Origin of the sequence: Lentzea nigeriaca, from assembly GCF_016907955.1 — a bacterium.
GTDB classification, from domain to species: Bacteria; Actinomycetota; Actinomycetes; order Mycobacteriales; family Pseudonocardiaceae; genus Lentzea; species Lentzea nigeriaca.
Genome location: NZ_JAFBCX010000006.1, coordinates 479,337 through 494,395, shown reverse-complemented (window position 1 = coordinate 494,395; position 15,059 = coordinate 479,337). Strand labels below are relative to the sequence as shown.

Genomic DNA, 15,059 nt, shown 5'->3' with positions numbered 1-15,059 from the left:
CTTCGAGGCTTCGGCGGCTCCTGAGGGGGAGTTCGGTGGTGGAGTTCGTGCTGCTCGGCGACGTCGAGGTCCGGGTGGACGGCCACGTGGTGGACGTCGGCCACTCCCGGCAGCGGTGTGTGCTGGCCGCGTTGCTGGTGGACGCGAACCGGCTCGTGCCCGTCGACGTGCTGGTCGACCGTGTGTGGGGTGACCGGGTCCCGCACCGCGCCCGCAACGCCGTGGCCGGCTACGTGTCGCGGCTCAGGCAGGTTCTCCCGGACGTGCGGATCACCGGACGACAGGGCGGCTACGTGCTGGCCGTCGACCCGATGTCGGTGGACCTGCACCGCTTCGACGCCCTGGTCGCCCGTGCGCGGCAGCAGCCGGATCAGGCCGTCGTCCTGCTCACCGAGGCGCTCGGGCTGTGGCGGGGCGAGCCCTTCTCCACTGTGGACACTCCGTGGCTCGCGACCGTGCGGTCCGGCCTGGAGGCCCGGCGCACGGCCGCGCTGCTGGACCGCAACGACCTGGTGCTGGAGCAGGGCCGGCACACCGAGCTGCTGGCCGAGCTGGAGGTGATGGCAGCCGCGTTCCCGTTGGACGAACGGCTGGCAGGGCAGCTGATGCTGGCGCTGTACCGGTGCGGGCGGCAGGCCGACGCGCTGCTGCGGTACGAACAGGTCCGGATGCGGCTGGCCGAGGAGCTCGGCACCGACCCCGGACCGGCGCTCAGGCTGCTGCACAAGCAGATGCTGACCGCGGACCACGCGTTGACGATCAGCTCACCGGCCGCGAGGCCCGTGCCGCGGCAGCTGCCGGCGCCGCCGCGGGCGTTCGCAGGGAGGGGCCGCGAGCTGGCCGCGCTCGACGTGATCATGAACGGGCGGCACCCGATCGTCGTGTCCGGCACGGCGGGGGTGGGCAAGACGGCGCTGGCGGTGCACTGGGCGCATCGGGTGGCGGGGCGGTTCCCGGACGGTCAGCTGTACGTCAACCTGCGCGGCTTCGATCCCAGCGGCGCGGTCATGGCACCGGGTGAGGCGGTCCGCGCGTTCCTCGACGCGCTCGGCGTCGACCCGCAGCGCATCCCGGCGAGCCTGGACGCACAGACCGCGTTGTTCCGCAGCGCGTTGGCGGACAAGCGTGTGCTCGTCGTGCTGGACAACGCCCGTGACGCCGACCAGGTCCGGCCTCTGCTGCCGGGCAGTCCCGGCTGCGTGGTGCTCGTCACCAGCCGCAACCGGCTGGCGGGCCTGGTCGCCACGCACGGCGCGCACCCGCTCGCGCTGGATCTTCTGTCCACAGTGGAGGCACGTGTCCTCCTCGCCGACCGCCTCGGCGAGGACAGGCTGCGTGCCGAACCCGATGCCGCCGACGAGATCATCACGCGTTGCTCCGGTCTGCCGATCGCGTTGACCATCGTGGCCGCGCGCGTCGACTGCACCAGCTTTTCGTTGCAGGCCATCGCCGCCGAACTGCGCGGAGGCCTCGACCCGTTCGACGGCGGCGACTCGGCCACGGACGTCCGGGCGGTGTTCTCCTGGTCGTACCACGCGCTGGAGCCTGCGGCGGCCCGCCTGTTCCGGCTGCTCGGCCCGCATCCCGGACCGGATGTCTCCGCCGCGGCCGCCGCGAGCCTCTTCGGTGCCCCGGTCCGGCCGGTGCTCGCGGAACTGACGCGCGCGCACCTGCTCACCGAGCACCAGCCCGGCCGGTACGTGTTCCACGACCTGCTCCGGGCCTATGCCACCGAACAGGCTCAGCACCACGACTCCGACGCCGAACGACGTGCCGCCACGACCCGGCTGCACGACCACTACGTGCACACCGCGCACACCGCGACCCGGTTGCTGAGCCCGGCCCGCGAGGTGATCACCCCGCCGACGCCGCAGCCCGGTGTGCACCCGGAGAGCCTCGGCGACTTCGACCAGGCCCTGGCGTGGTTCACCGCCGAACACCACGTGCTGCTCGCCGCCGTCGACCACGCCGCCGCCACGGGCCTCGACCCGCACGCCGGGCATCTGGCCTGGGCGCTGGCCGAGTTCCTCGAACGCCGCGGCCACTGGCTCGACCTCGCCGCCGTCGGTCACGTCGCCCTCGCTGCCGCGCTGCGCCTCGCCGACCCGCTGGCCCAGAGCCACGCCCACCGCTTCCTCGCCCGCGCGAGCACCCAGCTCGACCGTCTCGACGACGCGCACCTGCACCACCGGCGCAGCCTCGACGTGGCAGGTGATCCGGTCGGGCAGGCGCGTTCGCACCGTGAGCTCGCCTACGTGTGCGAACGGCAGGGCCGCCACGACCAGGCCCTCGACCACTCCCGGCAGGCCATGGAGCTGTACGAGGCGGCGGGCCACCGGCGAGGTCAGGCGGGCGCGCTCAACGCCGTGGGCTGGTACCAGGCGCTGCTCGGCGACCTGGGACAGGCGCTGACGTCGTGCCAGGCGGCGCTCGAGTTGCTGGAGGAGCTCGACGACCCCGACGGCGAGGCCTCGACCTGGGACAGCCTCGGCTACATCCACCACCACCGCGGTGATCATCGCGAGGCGATCGCCTGCTACCGGCGCTCTCTCGACGTGTTCCGGTCGCTCGGTGACCGGTACTGGACCGCGGACGTGCTCGTCCACCTCGGGGACAGCCACCTCGCGGCCGGTGACCCCGGATCTGCCGGTGCGGCGTGGCAGGAAGCGCTGGGAATCCTGGAAGATCTCGGCCATCCGCACGCCGACGCCGTCCGGGCCCGCATCAGTCCTATGGAGACTCATTCAGTGCGGCGATGATCGGGCACTGCTCCTGCACACCGTTCTCGGCCACCTCCAGCAACGCCAGGCGCACGCGGTCCAGGTCGCGGATGCGTTCCTCGATCTGGGCGACCTTCTCGGTGATCACGTCGCCGAACTCGTCGACGTCGAGGAGCTGCTCCAGCTCGGTGAGCGTGAAGCCGAGTCGCTGGGCGCGGCGGATGAACTTCAACCGCCGCAACGCCTCCTCGTCGTAGTGGCGGTATCCGCCGTGAGTGCGGGCCGTGGGGACGACGAGGCCGCGGCGCTCGTAGAACCGCACGGTGCTGATGCCCACCCCGGCGGCGCGGGCCAGTTCGGATATGCGCACCAACGGAAACTACCTCCGAAGCAACGCGCGCAGCTGGGCCGCGCCCCAGAACAGCTCCAGAACCAGGAAGAGCGCGAGGACCGGCGTCTGCCCGTGCCACAACGCCCACGCGAACCAGATGCTGAACAGGCCGCGTCCGACCGTGTCGATACCGATCAGCAACGGCTCGGGGCGCCGCCACCTGGCGACCGACCACATCACCACCACCGTGCCGAACAGCGTGGCGAACAACAGGGTCATGGGGTCTTCGGTCGTGCTGCCGAACAAGGTCAGCATCCCCGCGGCGGTCCACGGCGTCACGAAGGCGATGCTCGCCACCAGGTCGTACAGCGCACCCGCCCGGCCCCACCGGGCCACCTCTCGCGTCATGGTGATCACGATGGACCCTGAACCGTGGTGCAGGGTCAAGCCGGGAGGAGGAAGGTGGTGGCAGGACAAGTGCTCGGGGGTTCTCGTGCACGACTTCGTCGTTGTCGGGGCCGGCAGTGCGGGGTGTGTCCTCGCGAACCGGCTGAGTGAGGATCCGGCGAGCCAGGTACTGCTGATCGAGGCGGGACCGGAGGACAGCGCGCAGGAGATGCGCGTGCCCGCCCTGGCCGCGACGCTGTGGCAGGGACAGTTCGTGTGGGACAACATCACGGTGCCGCAGGACAACGCCGATGAGCGGCAGGTCCCGTGGCCCAGCGGGCGTGCACTCGGTGGCAGCTCGTCGATCAACGGCATGATCTACATCCGTGGCAACCGCGCCGACGACGACGCGTGGCGCGACACCTACGGCTGCGCCAGCTGGGGTTACGCCGACCTGCTGCCGACGCGGTCGCCGTCGCCGCGTCGGTGGGGCCGGACGGGCTGGTCATCGATACGGAGAAACGGGCGGTGTCGCTGGTCGTCGTGTCCGCGCAGGTGCGCAGCCGCGCTTCGATCATGAAGATCGCGCTCTCATGGCTGCCAGCTGCACGGTTGGCAGCAGTCGGGGTGATCAGCAAACGTTTGCGTCAGCATTTCCCTACCGCCATCTCGGCAGCGACGTGCATGAGAGCGCGACCATCCGGGGTTTCGGAGACGAGCACCAGACCGCCCCCTGCCCGACTCAACGGAGCACAACCAAGCCGCGACGCTCTACTGGACAGTCGCCTGGCGGGCGCGGCGCCTCGCGATGGACGGAAGGAACCACATGTAGACGCCGGTGCCCATGAGGACGAACAACGGCAGCAGCGGCACGTAGGACACCCACACCACCGAGTTGTCCACGGTCAGCGCGACGGCCGTGAAGACGACGGTGGCCATGAAGATCATGCTGACGACGCGGTGGAACTGCCGGATCCTCTTGGTGCCGCTCATTTTCGCTGTCCTCCAGGTTGTTGCGGTTCGTTGTGGACAACGTTAGGAGCGGGGCGAGCACCCGTGCTTCTCGATTCCTGACCGCATGCCGGAAGATTTCTCAGCGCGAGATGTCGATCCACGGCATCTCCCGTTCGACGCACTGATGACAGCCCGTTCGAACACCTCAAGGAGAACCCCGATGCGCACCCTCATCGCCACCGCGTTCATCTCGCTCGACGGCGTCGTCGAAGCGCCCGGCGGCGAGCCCGGGCACCGCAGCTCCGGCTGGACCTTCAAGGACATCGAGTTCGACGAGGCCGCCTACGAGATCAAGGGCCGTGAGCAGGAGGAAGCCGCGGCGATGATGATGGGCCGCGTCAGCTACGAGGCGTTCTCCCCGGTGTGGCCGACCCTCGACTACTTCCCGCAGTACAACGCGATGCCGAAGTACGTCGTCTCCAGCACGCTGAAGGAGGACCAGCTCGTCGACAACTGGGGCGACATCACGATCCTCCGCTCGCTCGACGACGTGGCGGCGCTCAAGGAGACCGACGGCGGCCCGATCTCCGTTCACGGCAGCGCGACGCTCAACCGCAACCTGTCCGACGCGGGCCTGATCGACCGCTACCACCTGCTGGTGTTCCCGGTGCTGCTCGGCGCGGGCAAGCGCATGTTCAGCGAGACCGACAAGGACAAGCAGATGCTGAAGCTCGTCGAGAGCGAGTCGTACTCGAACGGCATCCAGAAGCTCGTCTACGACGTCGTGCGCTAGTACCGCACGGGGTCAGCAGCACTCCTCGGCGGCGGCCACGACACCGGCGAACGAGTCGACGAGCCACGTCGGGTTGGCGCTGAGGAGCTGCTCGGTGCTGTGCACGCCGTAGGTCACGCCGATCGACGACATGCCGGCCTCGTGCGCCATCAGCACGTCGTGCGTCGTGTCGCCGACCATCACCGCGTTCGCGGGCGACACACCGAGTGCGTTCAGCACGAGGAAACCGGCCTCGGGATCGGGCTTGGGTTTCGAGACCTGGTCCGCGCCGACGACCACGGAGAACGCGTCGCGCAGGCCGGCCGCGTCGAGTAGCGCCTCGGCGTTCGCGGAGAACTTGCTCGTCGCGACGGCCAGCAGGAAACCGGCCTGCCGCAACGCGTCCAGCCCGTCGGCCACACCGGGGAAGACCAGCCGCGGCGCCTTCGGCAGCACGGTCGCGCGAAACGTCGACCGGTAGAGCTCGACGCACGTCGCGACCACCGGCTCGTCCGCGGCGACCCCGAGCACCTTCGCGAACGCGGTGGGCAACGGCAGCCCGATGGTGCCGCGGATCGTGCCGTAGTCCACCGCGGGCAGTTCGAGCCGGTCGAACACCGCGGCGAACGTCGTGACGATCCCGTGTGGGGTGTCGATCAGCGTGCCGTCCAGGTCGAAGATCACGCAGCGGCTCATGGGACAAACCTACCGCCACGAGCTGACGTCCGATCAGATCTCAGGCGTCGGCCGAGTGCTTGCGATCGGTGTGACCCAGCGACCTCTCCGGCGCCACCCGGTCGCGCACCAGCTGCTTGAGCACCGCGAGGTCCGGGAACCCGTCCTGCTCCTTGCGCGACCACACGGTCTCGCCGTCCAGCCGCACGTCGAACACACCGCCGGTGCCGGGGATCAGCGCGACCTCGCCCAGCTCCGTCGTGAACGTGGTCAGCAGCTCCTGCGCCGTCCACCCGGCACGCAGCAGCCACCGGCACTGGGTGCAGTACTCGATCTCCAGACGTGGTGTCCTCATGCCTGAGTCCTGACAGAGCTGCCGGCCCTGGCCGCGTCGGAGCCCCAGTTCGCGAGCAGCTGCAACGCCTCGGCGGACGCGCTGCCGGGTTCGGCGTGGTAGGTGCTCAGGAACAGGTCGGGGTCGCTCGGCATCTTCAGCGTCTCGTACGACAGCGTCATCTCGCCGACGAGCGGGTGCTTCAGCACCTTGGTGCCGAAGCTCTTCTCCTTGACGTCGTGCTTGGCCCACAACTGCCGGAACGGCTCGCTCTTCACCGAGAGCTCGCCGATCAGCGCTGCCAGCTCGGGGTCGTCGGGGTAGCAGCCCGCGTCCATGCGCAGGAACCCGACGACGTCCTCGGCCTTGCTCTGCCAGTTGACGAAGAGGTCCTGGTAGGACGGTCGCAGGAAGACCAGCCGGGCCCAGTTCCGCTCCTTCGGCGGCAGCTCGCCCCAGTCGCCGAACAACGCGGCGGCCATCGGGTTCCACGCGTGGATGTCCGAGCGGCGCCCGCCGATGTACGCGGGCACGCCGACGCCGTCGATCAGGTGCCTCAGCGCCGGGCGGACCTGCGTTCGTACGGCCTTCTTCTTGCCCGGCTTGGACGACGTCAGGTTCCGCAGGTGCGAGCGTTCGGCTTCGTTGAGCCGCAACGCGCGGGCGATCGAGTCCAGCACCTCCGCGGAGACGTTGCGTCCGTTGCCCTGTTCCAGACGCGTGTAGTAGGCGACGGAGACGCCCGCGAGCTGCGCCAGTTCCTCCCGGCGCAGGCCGGGAACGCGGCGGGTGCGGCCGTACTGGGGCAGGCCGACGTCGTCGGGGGACAGCCGCGCTCGACGGCTGCGCAGGAACTCGCTCAGCTCGGTGCGCGGATCGACGGTCATGGCTCCGAGTATCCCCGGACGAAACCCGTCGTGCCTGCTACTGCCAGTGGTAGGCACGCCAGTCGTACGAAAACCAGGTGTCTGGGTAGCGCCCTCGAACTCCAGCAGTGTCGTCAAGCGACACGACAGAACGAGGAGAAACCAATGAGCACCGTCGCTGCCTACGCCGCTCCCGCACCCAAGGCACCGCTGGAGCGCACCACCATCGAGCGTCGCGCGGTCGGCGCGCACGACGTTCTGATCGACATCAAGTACGCGGGCATCTGCCACTCCGACATCCACCAGGTCAACGAGGGCTGGTTCGAGGGGATCTTCCCGATGGTGCCGGGCCACGAGATCGCCGGCGTGGTCGCCGAGGTCGGTTCCGAGGTGACGAAGTACGCGGTCGGCGACCGGGTCGGCGTCGGCTGCATGGTCGACTCGTGCCGCGAGTGCGAGTTCTGCCTGCGTGGGCTGGAGCAGTACTGCGCGAACGGCAACACCATGACCTACAACGCCCTCGACCGCAACGGTGAGGTCACCTACGGCGGCTACTCGAAGCAGATCGTCGTCGACGAGAACTACGTCGTGCGGATCCCGGACTCGCTCCCGCTGGACGTGGCGGCGCCGCTGCTGTGCGCCGGCATCACGCTGTACTCGCCGCTCAGGCACTGGAACGTCGGCCCCGGCAAGAAGGTCGCGATCGTCGGCCTCGGCGGCCTCGGCCACATGGGCGTCAAGATCGCCCGTGCGCTCGGTGCCGAGGTGACCGTGCTGTCGCAGTCGTTGCGCAAGAAGGACGACGGCCTCAAGCTCGGCGCCCACGACTACCGCGCCACCAACGACCCGGCGACGTTCACCGAGCTGGCCGGGAAGTTCGACGTGATCGTCTCCACGGTGTCCGCGCCGCTGGACTTCAGCGCCTACCTCGGCCTGCTCGGGACCGAGGGCGCGCTGGTCAACGTCGGCGCGCCGGAGGAGCCGGTCTCGGTGAACCTGTTCGCGCTGCTCGGCGGCCGCAAGACGATCGCGGGCTCGATGATCGGCGGCATCGCGGAGACCCAGGAGATGCTGGACTTCTGCGCCGAGCACGGCCTGGGCGCGGAGATCGAGCTGATCGACGCCGGCCAGATCAACGTGGCCTACGACCGGGTGCAGTCGAGTGACGTGCGGTACCGGTTCGTGATCGACACCGCGACTATCTAGGCGGGAGGGCAGGGCACTCCGGACTCGTGCGACTTCACGGCACCGGCCAGTACCGAGTCGAGCTGCCGGAGCGTGTCCTGGAGGTCCTCGATCTGCTTGACGACCGACGACCGGTGTCCCCGCAGCTTGGCCAGCACCTGCGGGGACGCCACCCCGGTCGTCACGCACGGCAGCATCTCCAGGATCGACGCGCTGGAGATGCCGGCGGCGTAGAGCTGCTGGATGAGCCGCACCCGGTCGACGGCCTTGTCGCCGTAGTGCCGTTGCCCGCTCTCGCTGCGTTCGGCGGCGAGGAGACCCTGCTCCTCGTAATAGCGCAACGCGCGCACGCTCACGCCTGTCTTCGTGGACAGCTCGCCGATGCGCATGAGACCTCCGCCACAAAAGCTACCTCTGACGTCAACGTCAGGTTCCTACCGTAGCCCTCATGCTTCTCACCAGCTACCGCCTCGGGAACCTGACCCTGCCGAACCGTCTCGTCATGGCGCCCATGACCCGCGCACGAGCCGTGGACGGCAAACCAACCGCGACGACGGCCACCTACTACGCGCAACGCGCCACCGCCGGTCTCATCGTCACCGAAGGCGTGCACCCGAACGCCGTCGGCCAGGCCGGTCCGTTCATGCCGGGCATCCACACCGACGAGGAGGTCGAGGCCTGGCGCGTCGTCACGGATGCCGTGCACGCCAACGGAGGCCGGATCTTCGCCCAGCTCATGCACGGCGGCCGCATCGGCCACCCCGACGTCGCCGGCCACCACCCGGTCGGCCCGTCGGCGATCGCCGCGAAGAGCGACGTGTTCACGACCGCCGGCATCACGCCCGCGCCGGTGCCACGCGCCCTGACCTCCGCCGAGGTTCCCGGCCAGGCACAGGCGTTCGGCGACGCGGCCCGGCGTGCGGTCGAAGCCGGATTCGACGGCGTCGAGCTGCACGGCGCGAACGGCTACCTGATCCAGCAGTTCCTGTCGTCCAACGCCAACCAGCGCACTGACTCCTACGGCGGCTCGATCACCGGACGCATCCGGTTCGCCGTCGAGGCGGTCGAAGCGGCGGTGGACGCCATCGGCGCGGACCGCGTCGGCATCAGGCTCTCACCGGGTGGCGAGGTCCAGGACATCGTCGAATCCGACATGCCTCAGCTCTACGACGCGTTGCTGAAAGCGTTGCCGGACATCGCTTACATCCACGTGCTCGCCACTGCGGACGACGAGCTGCTGATGGAGCTGCGCAAGGCGTGGCCGACGGCGTTCATCCTCAACCCCGGCGGCCAGATCGGCCCGCACGAGGGCACGCGCGAGCAGGGCGAGCGCTGGCTCGCCAACGGTGCCGACCTGATCAGCTACGGGCGTGCGTACATCGGCAATCCCGATCTCGTCGAACGGTTCCGCCTCGGCCTGCCGCTGGTGCCCACCAACCGCGAGACGTGGTTCCAGACCGAGGCCGGGTACGTCGACTACCCCAGCTATCAGCACTGAAGCGCGCGCATGAGGTGGTCGACGAGCCGTTCGAGGTAGTCGGGCTCGACCTCCGCCCGCCGCACCGACAGCCGCCAGTAGACCGGCGCGGCGACCAGGTCGAGCGCGATCTCGACGTCGAAGTCCGCCGGCAGTTCGCCCCGTTCGACCGCTCGCTGGAGCGTGACGGCCCCGAGCGCGCGCCGTGGCTCGCCGATGGTCGCGGCGATCGCCTCGGCCAGCGCTGGATTGCGGGCGGCCTCGGCCGTGAGGTCCGGCAGGATCGGCGCGAACCGCGGGTGGGTGAGCCAGTCGTGCACGGCGGTCACCGTCGCGAGCAGATCGCCCCTGAGCGAGCCGGTGTCCGGAACTTCGGCCAGTGGCACGGAGAACTCCGACAGCGCCGCGACCACCATGTCCTGTTTGGACGGCCACCGCCGGTACAGCGCGCTCTTGCCGACCTCCGCGCGTTTGGCGACGGCCTCCATCGACAGCCGGCCGTAACCGTGTTCTGCCAGCTCGTCGAGCACGGCCTCGGTGATCGCCTGTGTCACCTGCGGCTGCAGGACGGCGGCGCCGGTCGGGGTGCGCTTGGTCATGCCGCACATCATAGGACTGGACGAGACGGTCCCGTCCCGCCTAACGTTGTGGGCGGGACGGTACCGTCTCGTCCATTTCGTTTGGAGGATCACTCGTGGATCTCGTCCCGAGGGCGTTGCAACTGCTGCTGGACAAGGACATGGCCGGCTTCGCGGGCCTGTGGGCCGTCGACGGTGTGATGGAGTTCCCGTTCGCCCCGCCCGGCTACCCGACCCGGCTGGAGGGCCGGGCGGCGATCGAGGACTACCTGCGTGACTACCCGAAAATGCTCGACATCCAGGGCTTCCCCAAGCAGGTCGTGCACCGGAGCGTCGACCAGGACGTCGTCGTGGTCGAGTTCGACGCCGAGGGAGTCGTGGTGGCCACGGGCAAGCCCTACCGGTTCTCGTACATCGCGGTGATCACGACTCGTGACGGCGAGATCGTCTCGTACCGCGACTACTGGAACCCGCTCTACGTGCAGGAGCTCGCGGCATGAGCGTGCTGGTCATCGGCGGCACGGGCACGACCGGCGGCCTGCTCGCGTCCTTGCTGCCGGACGCCCGCATCGGCACGAGGAAGCCGGTGCGGGACGACCACGTCCGGTTCGACTGGGACGTCCCGGCGACCTTCGGCCCCGCGGTGGAGGGCGTCGACCGCGTCTACCTGATCCCGCCGGTCGGAGTCGCCGACCCGGCGCCGGTGGTGGAGTCCTTTCTCGCCCGAGCGCGGCACGTGCGGCGGGTGGTGCTGCTGAGCTCGTCCGCGGTGGGGAACAGTGCCACGGGCATGGGCGCTCTCCCCGCGCTGGTGCGGGCGATGCCGGAGTGGGCCGTGCTGCGGCCGTCGTGGTTCATGCAGAACTTCACCGGCGACCACCCCGTCGCGGCGGGTGTCCGCGCCGGCGAGATCGTCACGGCCACCGGTGCCGGCCGGGTCGCGTTCGTCGACGCCGCCGACATCGCGGCCGTGGCGGCACGGGCGTTGCTGGACCCGTTGCCGCACAACACGGACCACCTGATCACCGGCCCGGAGGCATTGAGCTACGCCGACGCCGCCGCGATCATCACCGAGCTCACCGGGCGCCCGGTCCGGCACCACTCGGTCAGCACCGCGGAGATGACCGAACGGCTCGCGACGAGCCTGCCGAAGGAGTTCGCCGCGGTCCTCGCCGGGCTGGACGAGGACATCCGGGGTGGCGCGGAGGACCGGGTCACCACGACCGTGGAGGACGTGACGGGCAGGCCGCCCCGGTCGTTCCGCGACTTCTGCGAGCTGTCCCTCAGCTGAACGTCCACCTCGTGGCACCGCCCGGCGCCACGGTGGCCACGGCGTGCGCGGCCCGCAGCGAGATCCGGTAGACGTACCACGGCGGCGGACCTCCGCTCGGCGCGGTGTAGGGCGCGGTGAACGCCTGACCCTCCCGCCGGGCCGGCCAGCCGGACTCGCGGTACCTCGCGGCGACCCGGTCCAAAGTGGACTCATCGGTGATCCGGTGCGCGTCGCCTTCCAGCACGAGGTCCATTCCGGTCAGCCGCACCGACACCGTGCAGGCCGGGTTCTCCGCGAGGTTGCGCGACTTGCGGGTGCCCGGCCCGCTCACGAAGTACAGGGCGTCCTCGAACCACACGGCGCCGATGCCCACCGAGTGCGGCCGTCCGTCCGGCCGCACGGTGTTGAGGAAGAACGGCACGTCCTTCGACGCCGACTCGTTCAGGAGGAGGTCCTGCGCCAGGCTCCACGGCAGGGCGGTGTTGCCGTACTGGTCGAGGTTGCGGGTCTCAATCGTCGTGTTCGTCATGCACATCCGTCGAACGAGCCCCGCCGTTTTCGACAGCCGGCTCGGATGAGGTCGGTCACCGCTCGCTATCGGCCCACTGAGCGGCACGGCACGACGAAGAACCAGTCCTTCGGCTCATGCTCCAGCCTGGCTTCCGGCGCACCCGCGGCGCATTCCGCGCGGGCCCGCGCGAGGCTCTCGTCCCACGGGATGCCGGTGAGCACGGTCTTGGGCACCCGCAGGTGGGCGAAGACGCTGACCACGACGGCGATCCCGATCAGGTAGCGGCTCCCGGCCACGACCGCGCGTTCCCACGTCTTCGCGGGCGTCGCGTCGAGCCCCACGAAGATCGCGGTGAACAGGAACAGGCACGGCGCGATGCTGTAGCGCTGCCCGGCCATCACGACCTCGGGCGCCTGCACCTGCAGGATGTGCGTCCAGTTCAGCACCAGGCACGCGACGATGACGATCGCGCTGTACACGGCCGTGACCAGCACCAGGGTCCGGCCCGCCCGGTCACCGAACCGCAGACCGGCCGCCATCGGCACCGCGGCGACCAGCAGCGCCACGACGATCACCAGGTTGCCGTGCGCCGGGTAGAACTGGCTGACCCGCTCGGAACCGGTGAGCGCCACCACCGGCACCCGCAGCAGGCTCGCGAGCAGCACCTGCACCGGGTCGACCTCGTCGTGCGAGTACGGCGTCCTCGTCGCGAACACCATCGCCGCGGCCTGGACCACCAGACCCGCGAGGAACGCGATCGGCACTTCCCTGCGCGGCAGGAAGAGCCGCACGACGGCGATGGGTGCCAGCAGGAACACCAGCGGGCTGGACACGGCGGCGAGGAACACGAACACGGCGACCGGCACGCGCGGGGCGTTGCGCCACAACAACGCCCAGAAGGCGCCGTAGAGCAGGAACCAGTGCAGGTTCGACATGTTGTTCAACGTCTCGGAGTTGCCCGCCGGCAACACGATCACGAGCGCCGCCAGCGCGAACCGCAACGGTGCCGACCTGAGGTACGCCCCGGAGGCCGCGAACGTGATCAACGCGACCAGTGCCCGCAGCATCGCGGCGGCGATCGCGAACCCGGCGGCGGTCCACCCGATCGGCAGCAGCGCGACCACTTCGGCGACCAGGCGCGGCAACGTGTGCAGGTAGCCGCCGTACGGCTCGACGAGGTTCGTGAGCGCGGGGGAGCGGACCGCGTCGACCATGAACCGGGCGCCGTCCTCGGCCCACAGGTGGTCGAGCCGGGCCCAGCCGGCCGGGATGAGCAGCAGGAACGCCACCGCTGCCACGAACGCGGCCGTGAAGCCGAGCCACGCCCGTTCGTGCGGAGGATCGGCGGGCAGCGGGATGACGCTGTCCGCGAGAGCCCTCTGTCGTTCGATCGTCGCCGTCATCGGTCCCCCATGTCCGTTTTCGAACCGGGGAAACGGTACGGGGTCAGGTCACCAGGCGTTCGTACCGGTCCCACTGCTCCTGGGTCACGACGGTGACCTCGGAGGAGTTGAGCTGAGCCGCGTCGAGCGAGTTCATGACGATCAGCTTGTTGTTGACCAGGAAGCCCAGCTGGTCGCTCAGGCTGCGCACGGCGGGGGCGCCTGCCGGGACGCGGACCGCGACCTTCATCGAGTCGGCGATCTTCGGGCGCTTGGCCAGCACGCCGACGGCGTACTTGGCCGCGACCGAGCCGCGCTCGAACCGGATGATCTTGCCGTTCATCACGACGTCCGCCGTGCGTTCGGGCGAGGGCATCGCGAAGCCGTTGAGCGTCCTGGCCTCGTCCGCCGTGAGGCACCCGTTGAGCCCGACGACGTCCATGCCGAAGTGGCTGATGTTCGTCGGCGCTCCCGACCCGTCGCTCGACGTGGCGCGCAGGACGTCCAGCGCGATCCTGTTGCACGGGTCGTAGGTGGCCGACGCGTGCCCTTCCGGCGTGCGCACCAGGCCGGGGCCTTCCTTCCACGGGCCGGGGATCAGCACGGACTGGAAGGGGTGCCGGGTGAACTCCTTGTTCCAGAACGTGACGGTCGTGCCGTGTTCGGTCGAGTGGGCGATTGCGAACGCCGACGCCGCCTCGATCCACATCCAGTCGGCGCTGAACGCCTCGACCACCGACCGGGTGCGGGGCTGGTTGGTCCGTTCCACCGGCTGGAAGCCCTGCGGACCCAGCGCCTCGACACCCTTGCCGAACAGCGGGTCCTTCGACCGCAGCACGTACTGGCCTGCGCCGTTCGAGGCCGCCGCGTACCCGGTGGTGTCGGTGAAGAGCAGGTAGACCCAGCCGTCGAGGTAGATCGCGGACTGCTGGCCGGCGCCGTAGGTGTTGGCCCGGATGACGTCGCCGGAAGGGACGAGGATCGGCTGGCCGCCGTTGCCGCGGGACCAGTTGATGCCGTCCTTGCTGGTCGCGACGCCGACCGAGCTGCCGTTCGCGTGGTTGTCGCGCGACGCCCCTGTGTAATACATGTAGTAGGTGTCGCCGACCTTGATCAGCGACGGGTCGCACGTGTGCATCGCGTCGAAGCTGCCGCCGCTGCCGGACAGCACCGCGCGCGCCGTGCTGAACGGGCCGTCCGCGCTCGGCCCCTCGCTGTAGAGGATGTCGTCGCCGTTCGGCTTGGCGCTGCCCATCTGGCTGCACCACCACGTGCGGACCTTGCCGCCGTCGAGCATCACGGCGGGCGCGTAGTTGTAGACCGCGTCCTCGACACCCGCGACGACGACGCCGGAGCTCTGCCGGGAGTTCTCCACCGTGAGCTTGATGAGGTCCCGCGGCGCGACCGGTGCGTTGCTCTCCGGCACCTGCGGCTGTCCCATCTGCGCGCCGACCGGGTCGCCGACCGCGGCGCTGGTACACGCCGTGACCGCGCCGAGCAGCGCGAGCGCAGCCAGCAGCGCGAAGGGGCGAGGTCGCAGGGGCACTCATCCATCATAGTGATCAAGTCCTCCGGACGGGTGAAGTCCGTGACCGCGGGCCCGCTTCCAGCTCG

At 69.8% G+C, this 15,059-nt stretch carries 18 protein-coding genes; 7 read left to right on the top strand and 11 right to left on the bottom strand.

The window, feature by feature from the left end; all coding sequences use genetic code 11:
• Positions 1-38: 38 nt before the first annotated feature.
• Positions 39-2,759 (top strand): AfsR/SARP family transcriptional regulator, encoded by a 2,721-nt coding sequence (locus tag JOD27_RS23770; protein WP_204764447.1) that lies wholly within the window; start codon positions 39-41, stop codon positions 2,757-2,759.
• Here the strand turns inward: JOD27_RS23770 and JOD27_RS23765 are convergent.
• Both JOD27_RS23765 and JOD27_RS23760 read right to left on the bottom strand, forming a co-directional pair.
• A complete protein-coding gene (locus JOD27_RS23765; protein ID WP_204764446.1) occupies positions 2,731-3,090 on the bottom strand; it encodes a MerR family transcriptional regulator in 360 nt (119 codons plus the stop codon). The two genes, JOD27_RS23770 and JOD27_RS23765, sit on opposite strands and share 29 nt — an antisense overlap.
• A gap of 9 nt (positions 3,091-3,099) precedes the next feature.
• Positions 3,100-3,459, bottom strand: coding sequence for a hypothetical protein (locus JOD27_RS23760; RefSeq protein WP_204764445.1), 360 nt, complete (start codon positions 3,457-3,459; stop codon positions 3,100-3,102).
• 10 nt (positions 3,460-3,469) lie between these two features.
• On the opposite strand from JOD27_RS23760, the gene JOD27_RS23755 reads away from it, so the two are divergent.
• On the top strand, positions 3,470-4,018 hold the full coding sequence (locus JOD27_RS23755) for a GMC family oxidoreductase N-terminal domain-containing protein (protein ID WP_204764444.1): 549 nt from the start codon (positions 3,470-3,472) through the stop codon (positions 4,016-4,018).
• A 191-nt stretch (positions 4,019-4,209) separates the two neighbouring features.
• On the opposite strand, the gene JOD27_RS23750 is transcribed toward JOD27_RS23755, so the two are convergent.
• Complete coding sequence (locus JOD27_RS23750) at positions 4,210-4,431, bottom strand: hypothetical protein (protein WP_204764443.1); 222 nt, start codon at positions 4,429-4,431, stop codon at positions 4,210-4,212.
• Positions 4,432-4,612: 181 nt separating this feature from the next.
• Between JOD27_RS23750 and JOD27_RS23745 the strand changes: the two genes are divergently transcribed.
• Positions 4,613-5,185 (top strand): dihydrofolate reductase family protein, encoded by a 573-nt coding sequence (locus JOD27_RS23745; protein ID WP_204764442.1) that lies wholly within the window; start codon positions 4,613-4,615, stop codon positions 5,183-5,185.
• Between the two features lie 12 nt (positions 5,186-5,197).
• Here the strand turns inward: JOD27_RS23745 and JOD27_RS23740 are convergent, their stop codons facing one another.
• The 3 genes from JOD27_RS23740 to JOD27_RS23730 are packed head-to-tail and all read right to left on the bottom strand — an operon-like array spanning position 5,198 to position 7,060.
• Entirely contained in the window at positions 5,198-5,860 is a 663-nt protein-coding gene (locus JOD27_RS23740; RefSeq protein ID WP_204764441.1) for an HAD family hydrolase, read from the bottom strand.
• A gap of 40 nt (positions 5,861-5,900) precedes the next feature.
• Entirely contained in the window at positions 5,901-6,194 is a 294-nt protein-coding gene (locus JOD27_RS23735) for an Rdx family protein (RefSeq protein ID WP_204764440.1), read from the bottom strand.
• A complete protein-coding gene (locus tag JOD27_RS23730; protein WP_204764439.1) occupies positions 6,191-7,060 on the bottom strand; it encodes a helix-turn-helix transcriptional regulator in 870 nt (289 codons plus the stop codon). Before JOD27_RS23730 ends, JOD27_RS23735 begins: the two co-directional genes overlap by 4 nt.
• 144 nt (positions 7,061-7,204) lie before the next feature.
• Here JOD27_RS23730 and JOD27_RS23725 point away from each other — a divergent pair, with 144 nt between their 5' ends.
• Positions 7,205-8,245, top strand: a complete 1,041-nt coding sequence (locus JOD27_RS23725) for an NAD(P)-dependent alcohol dehydrogenase (protein WP_204764438.1) — start codon at positions 7,205-7,207, stop codon at positions 8,243-8,245.
• Here JOD27_RS23725 and JOD27_RS23720 read toward each other — a convergent pair.
• A complete protein-coding gene (locus JOD27_RS23720) occupies positions 8,242-8,613 on the bottom strand; it encodes a MerR family transcriptional regulator (protein ID WP_204764437.1) in 372 nt (123 codons plus the stop codon). The genes JOD27_RS23725 and JOD27_RS23720 overlap by 4 nt on opposite strands.
• 59 nt (positions 8,614-8,672) lie before the next feature.
• On the opposite strand from JOD27_RS23720, the gene JOD27_RS23715 reads away from it, so the two are divergent.
• A complete protein-coding gene (locus JOD27_RS23715) occupies positions 8,673-9,722 on the top strand; it encodes an alkene reductase (protein ID WP_204764436.1) in 1,050 nt (349 codons plus the stop codon).
• On the opposite strand, the gene JOD27_RS23710 is transcribed toward JOD27_RS23715, so the two are convergent.
• Positions 9,713-10,300 carry a TetR/AcrR family transcriptional regulator gene (locus JOD27_RS23710; RefSeq protein ID WP_239568297.1) on the bottom strand — a complete coding sequence of 196 codons (588 nt, stop codon included), beginning with the start codon at positions 10,298-10,300 and terminating at the stop codon, positions 9,713-9,715. The two genes, JOD27_RS23715 and JOD27_RS23710, sit on opposite strands and share 10 nt — an antisense overlap.
• Positions 10,301-10,395: 95 nt before the next feature.
• Here JOD27_RS23710 and JOD27_RS23705 point away from each other — a divergent pair, with 95 nt between their 5' ends.
• Together JOD27_RS23705 and JOD27_RS23700 are read left to right on the top strand one after the other, a co-directional pair.
• Complete coding sequence (locus tag JOD27_RS23705; RefSeq protein WP_204764434.1) at positions 10,396-10,779, top strand: nuclear transport factor 2 family protein; 384 nt, start codon at positions 10,396-10,398, stop codon at positions 10,777-10,779.
• Positions 10,776-11,570, top strand: coding sequence for a Rossmann-fold NAD(P)-binding domain-containing protein (locus JOD27_RS23700; RefSeq protein ID WP_204764433.1), 795 nt, complete (start codon positions 10,776-10,778; stop codon positions 11,568-11,570). The genes JOD27_RS23705 and JOD27_RS23700 overlap by 4 nt, the downstream gene beginning before the upstream one ends.
• Here the strand turns inward: JOD27_RS23700 and JOD27_RS23695 are convergent.
• From JOD27_RS23695 to JOD27_RS23685, 3 genes are all read right to left on the bottom strand, one after another.
• Complete coding sequence (locus JOD27_RS23695; protein ID WP_204764432.1) at positions 11,563-12,081, bottom strand: pyridoxamine 5'-phosphate oxidase family protein; 519 nt, start codon at positions 12,079-12,081, stop codon at positions 11,563-11,565. The genes JOD27_RS23700 and JOD27_RS23695 overlap by 8 nt on opposite strands.
• Before the next feature lie 65 nt (positions 12,082-12,146).
• Positions 12,147-13,466, bottom strand: a complete 1,320-nt coding sequence (locus tag JOD27_RS23690) for a hypothetical protein (protein WP_204764431.1) — start codon at positions 13,464-13,466, stop codon at positions 12,147-12,149.
• 43 nt (positions 13,467-13,509) lie between these two features.
• On the bottom strand, positions 13,510-14,991 hold the full coding sequence (locus JOD27_RS23685) for a glycoside hydrolase family protein (protein ID WP_204764430.1): 1,482 nt from the start codon (positions 14,989-14,991) through the stop codon (positions 13,510-13,512).
• Positions 14,992-15,059 lie beyond the last annotated feature (68 nt).

What these genes read in the sequence shown, in the direction of transcription:
- JOD27_RS23750 (WP_204764443.1), bottom strand. Translation starts at nt 4,431, where the DNA reads ATGAGCGGCACCAAGAGGATCCGGCAGTTCCACCGCGTCGTCAGCATG.
- JOD27_RS23745 (WP_204764442.1), top strand. Translation starts at nt 4,613, where the DNA reads ATGCGCACCCTCATCGCCACCGCGTTCATCTCGCTCGACGGCGTCGTC.
- JOD27_RS23725 (WP_204764438.1), top strand. Translation starts at nt 7,205, where the DNA reads ATGAGCACCGTCGCTGCCTACGCCGCTCCCGCACCCAAGGCACCGCTG.
- JOD27_RS23690 (WP_204764431.1), bottom strand. Translation starts at nt 13,466, where the DNA reads ATGACGGCGACGATCGAACGACAGAGGGCTCTCGCGGACAGCGTCATC.
- JOD27_RS23720 (WP_204764437.1), bottom strand. Translation starts at nt 8,613, where the DNA reads ATGCGCATCGGCGAGCTGTCCACGAAGACAGGCGTGAGCGTGCGCGCG.
- JOD27_RS23760 (WP_204764445.1), bottom strand. Translation starts at nt 3,459, where the DNA reads ATGACGCGAGAGGTGGCCCGGTGGGGCCGGGCGGGTGCGCTGTACGAC.
- JOD27_RS23755 (WP_204764444.1), top strand. Translation starts at nt 3,470, where the DNA reads ATGGACCCTGAACCGTGGTGCAGGGTCAAGCCGGGAGGAGGAAGGTGG.
- JOD27_RS23730 (WP_204764439.1), bottom strand. Translation starts at nt 7,060, where the DNA reads ATGACCGTCGATCCGCGCACCGAGCTGAGCGAGTTCCTGCGCAGCCGT.
- JOD27_RS23710 (WP_239568297.1), bottom strand. Translation starts at nt 10,300, where the DNA reads ATGACCAAGCGCACCCCGACCGGCGCCGCCGTCCTGCAGCCGCAGGTG.
- JOD27_RS23700 (WP_204764433.1), top strand. Translation starts at nt 10,776, where the DNA reads ATGAGCGTGCTGGTCATCGGCGGCACGGGCACGACCGGCGGCCTGCTC.
- JOD27_RS23740 (WP_204764441.1), bottom strand. Translation starts at nt 5,860, where the DNA reads ATGAGCCGCTGCGTGATCTTCGACCTGGACGGCACGCTGATCGACACC.
- JOD27_RS23735 (WP_204764440.1), bottom strand. Translation starts at nt 6,194, where the DNA reads ATGAGGACACCACGTCTGGAGATCGAGTACTGCACCCAGTGCCGGTGG.
- JOD27_RS23715 (WP_204764436.1), top strand. Translation starts at nt 8,673, where the DNA reads ATGCTTCTCACCAGCTACCGCCTCGGGAACCTGACCCTGCCGAACCGT.
- JOD27_RS23695 (WP_204764432.1), bottom strand. Translation starts at nt 12,081, where the DNA reads ATGACGAACACGACGATTGAGACCCGCAACCTCGACCAGTACGGCAAC.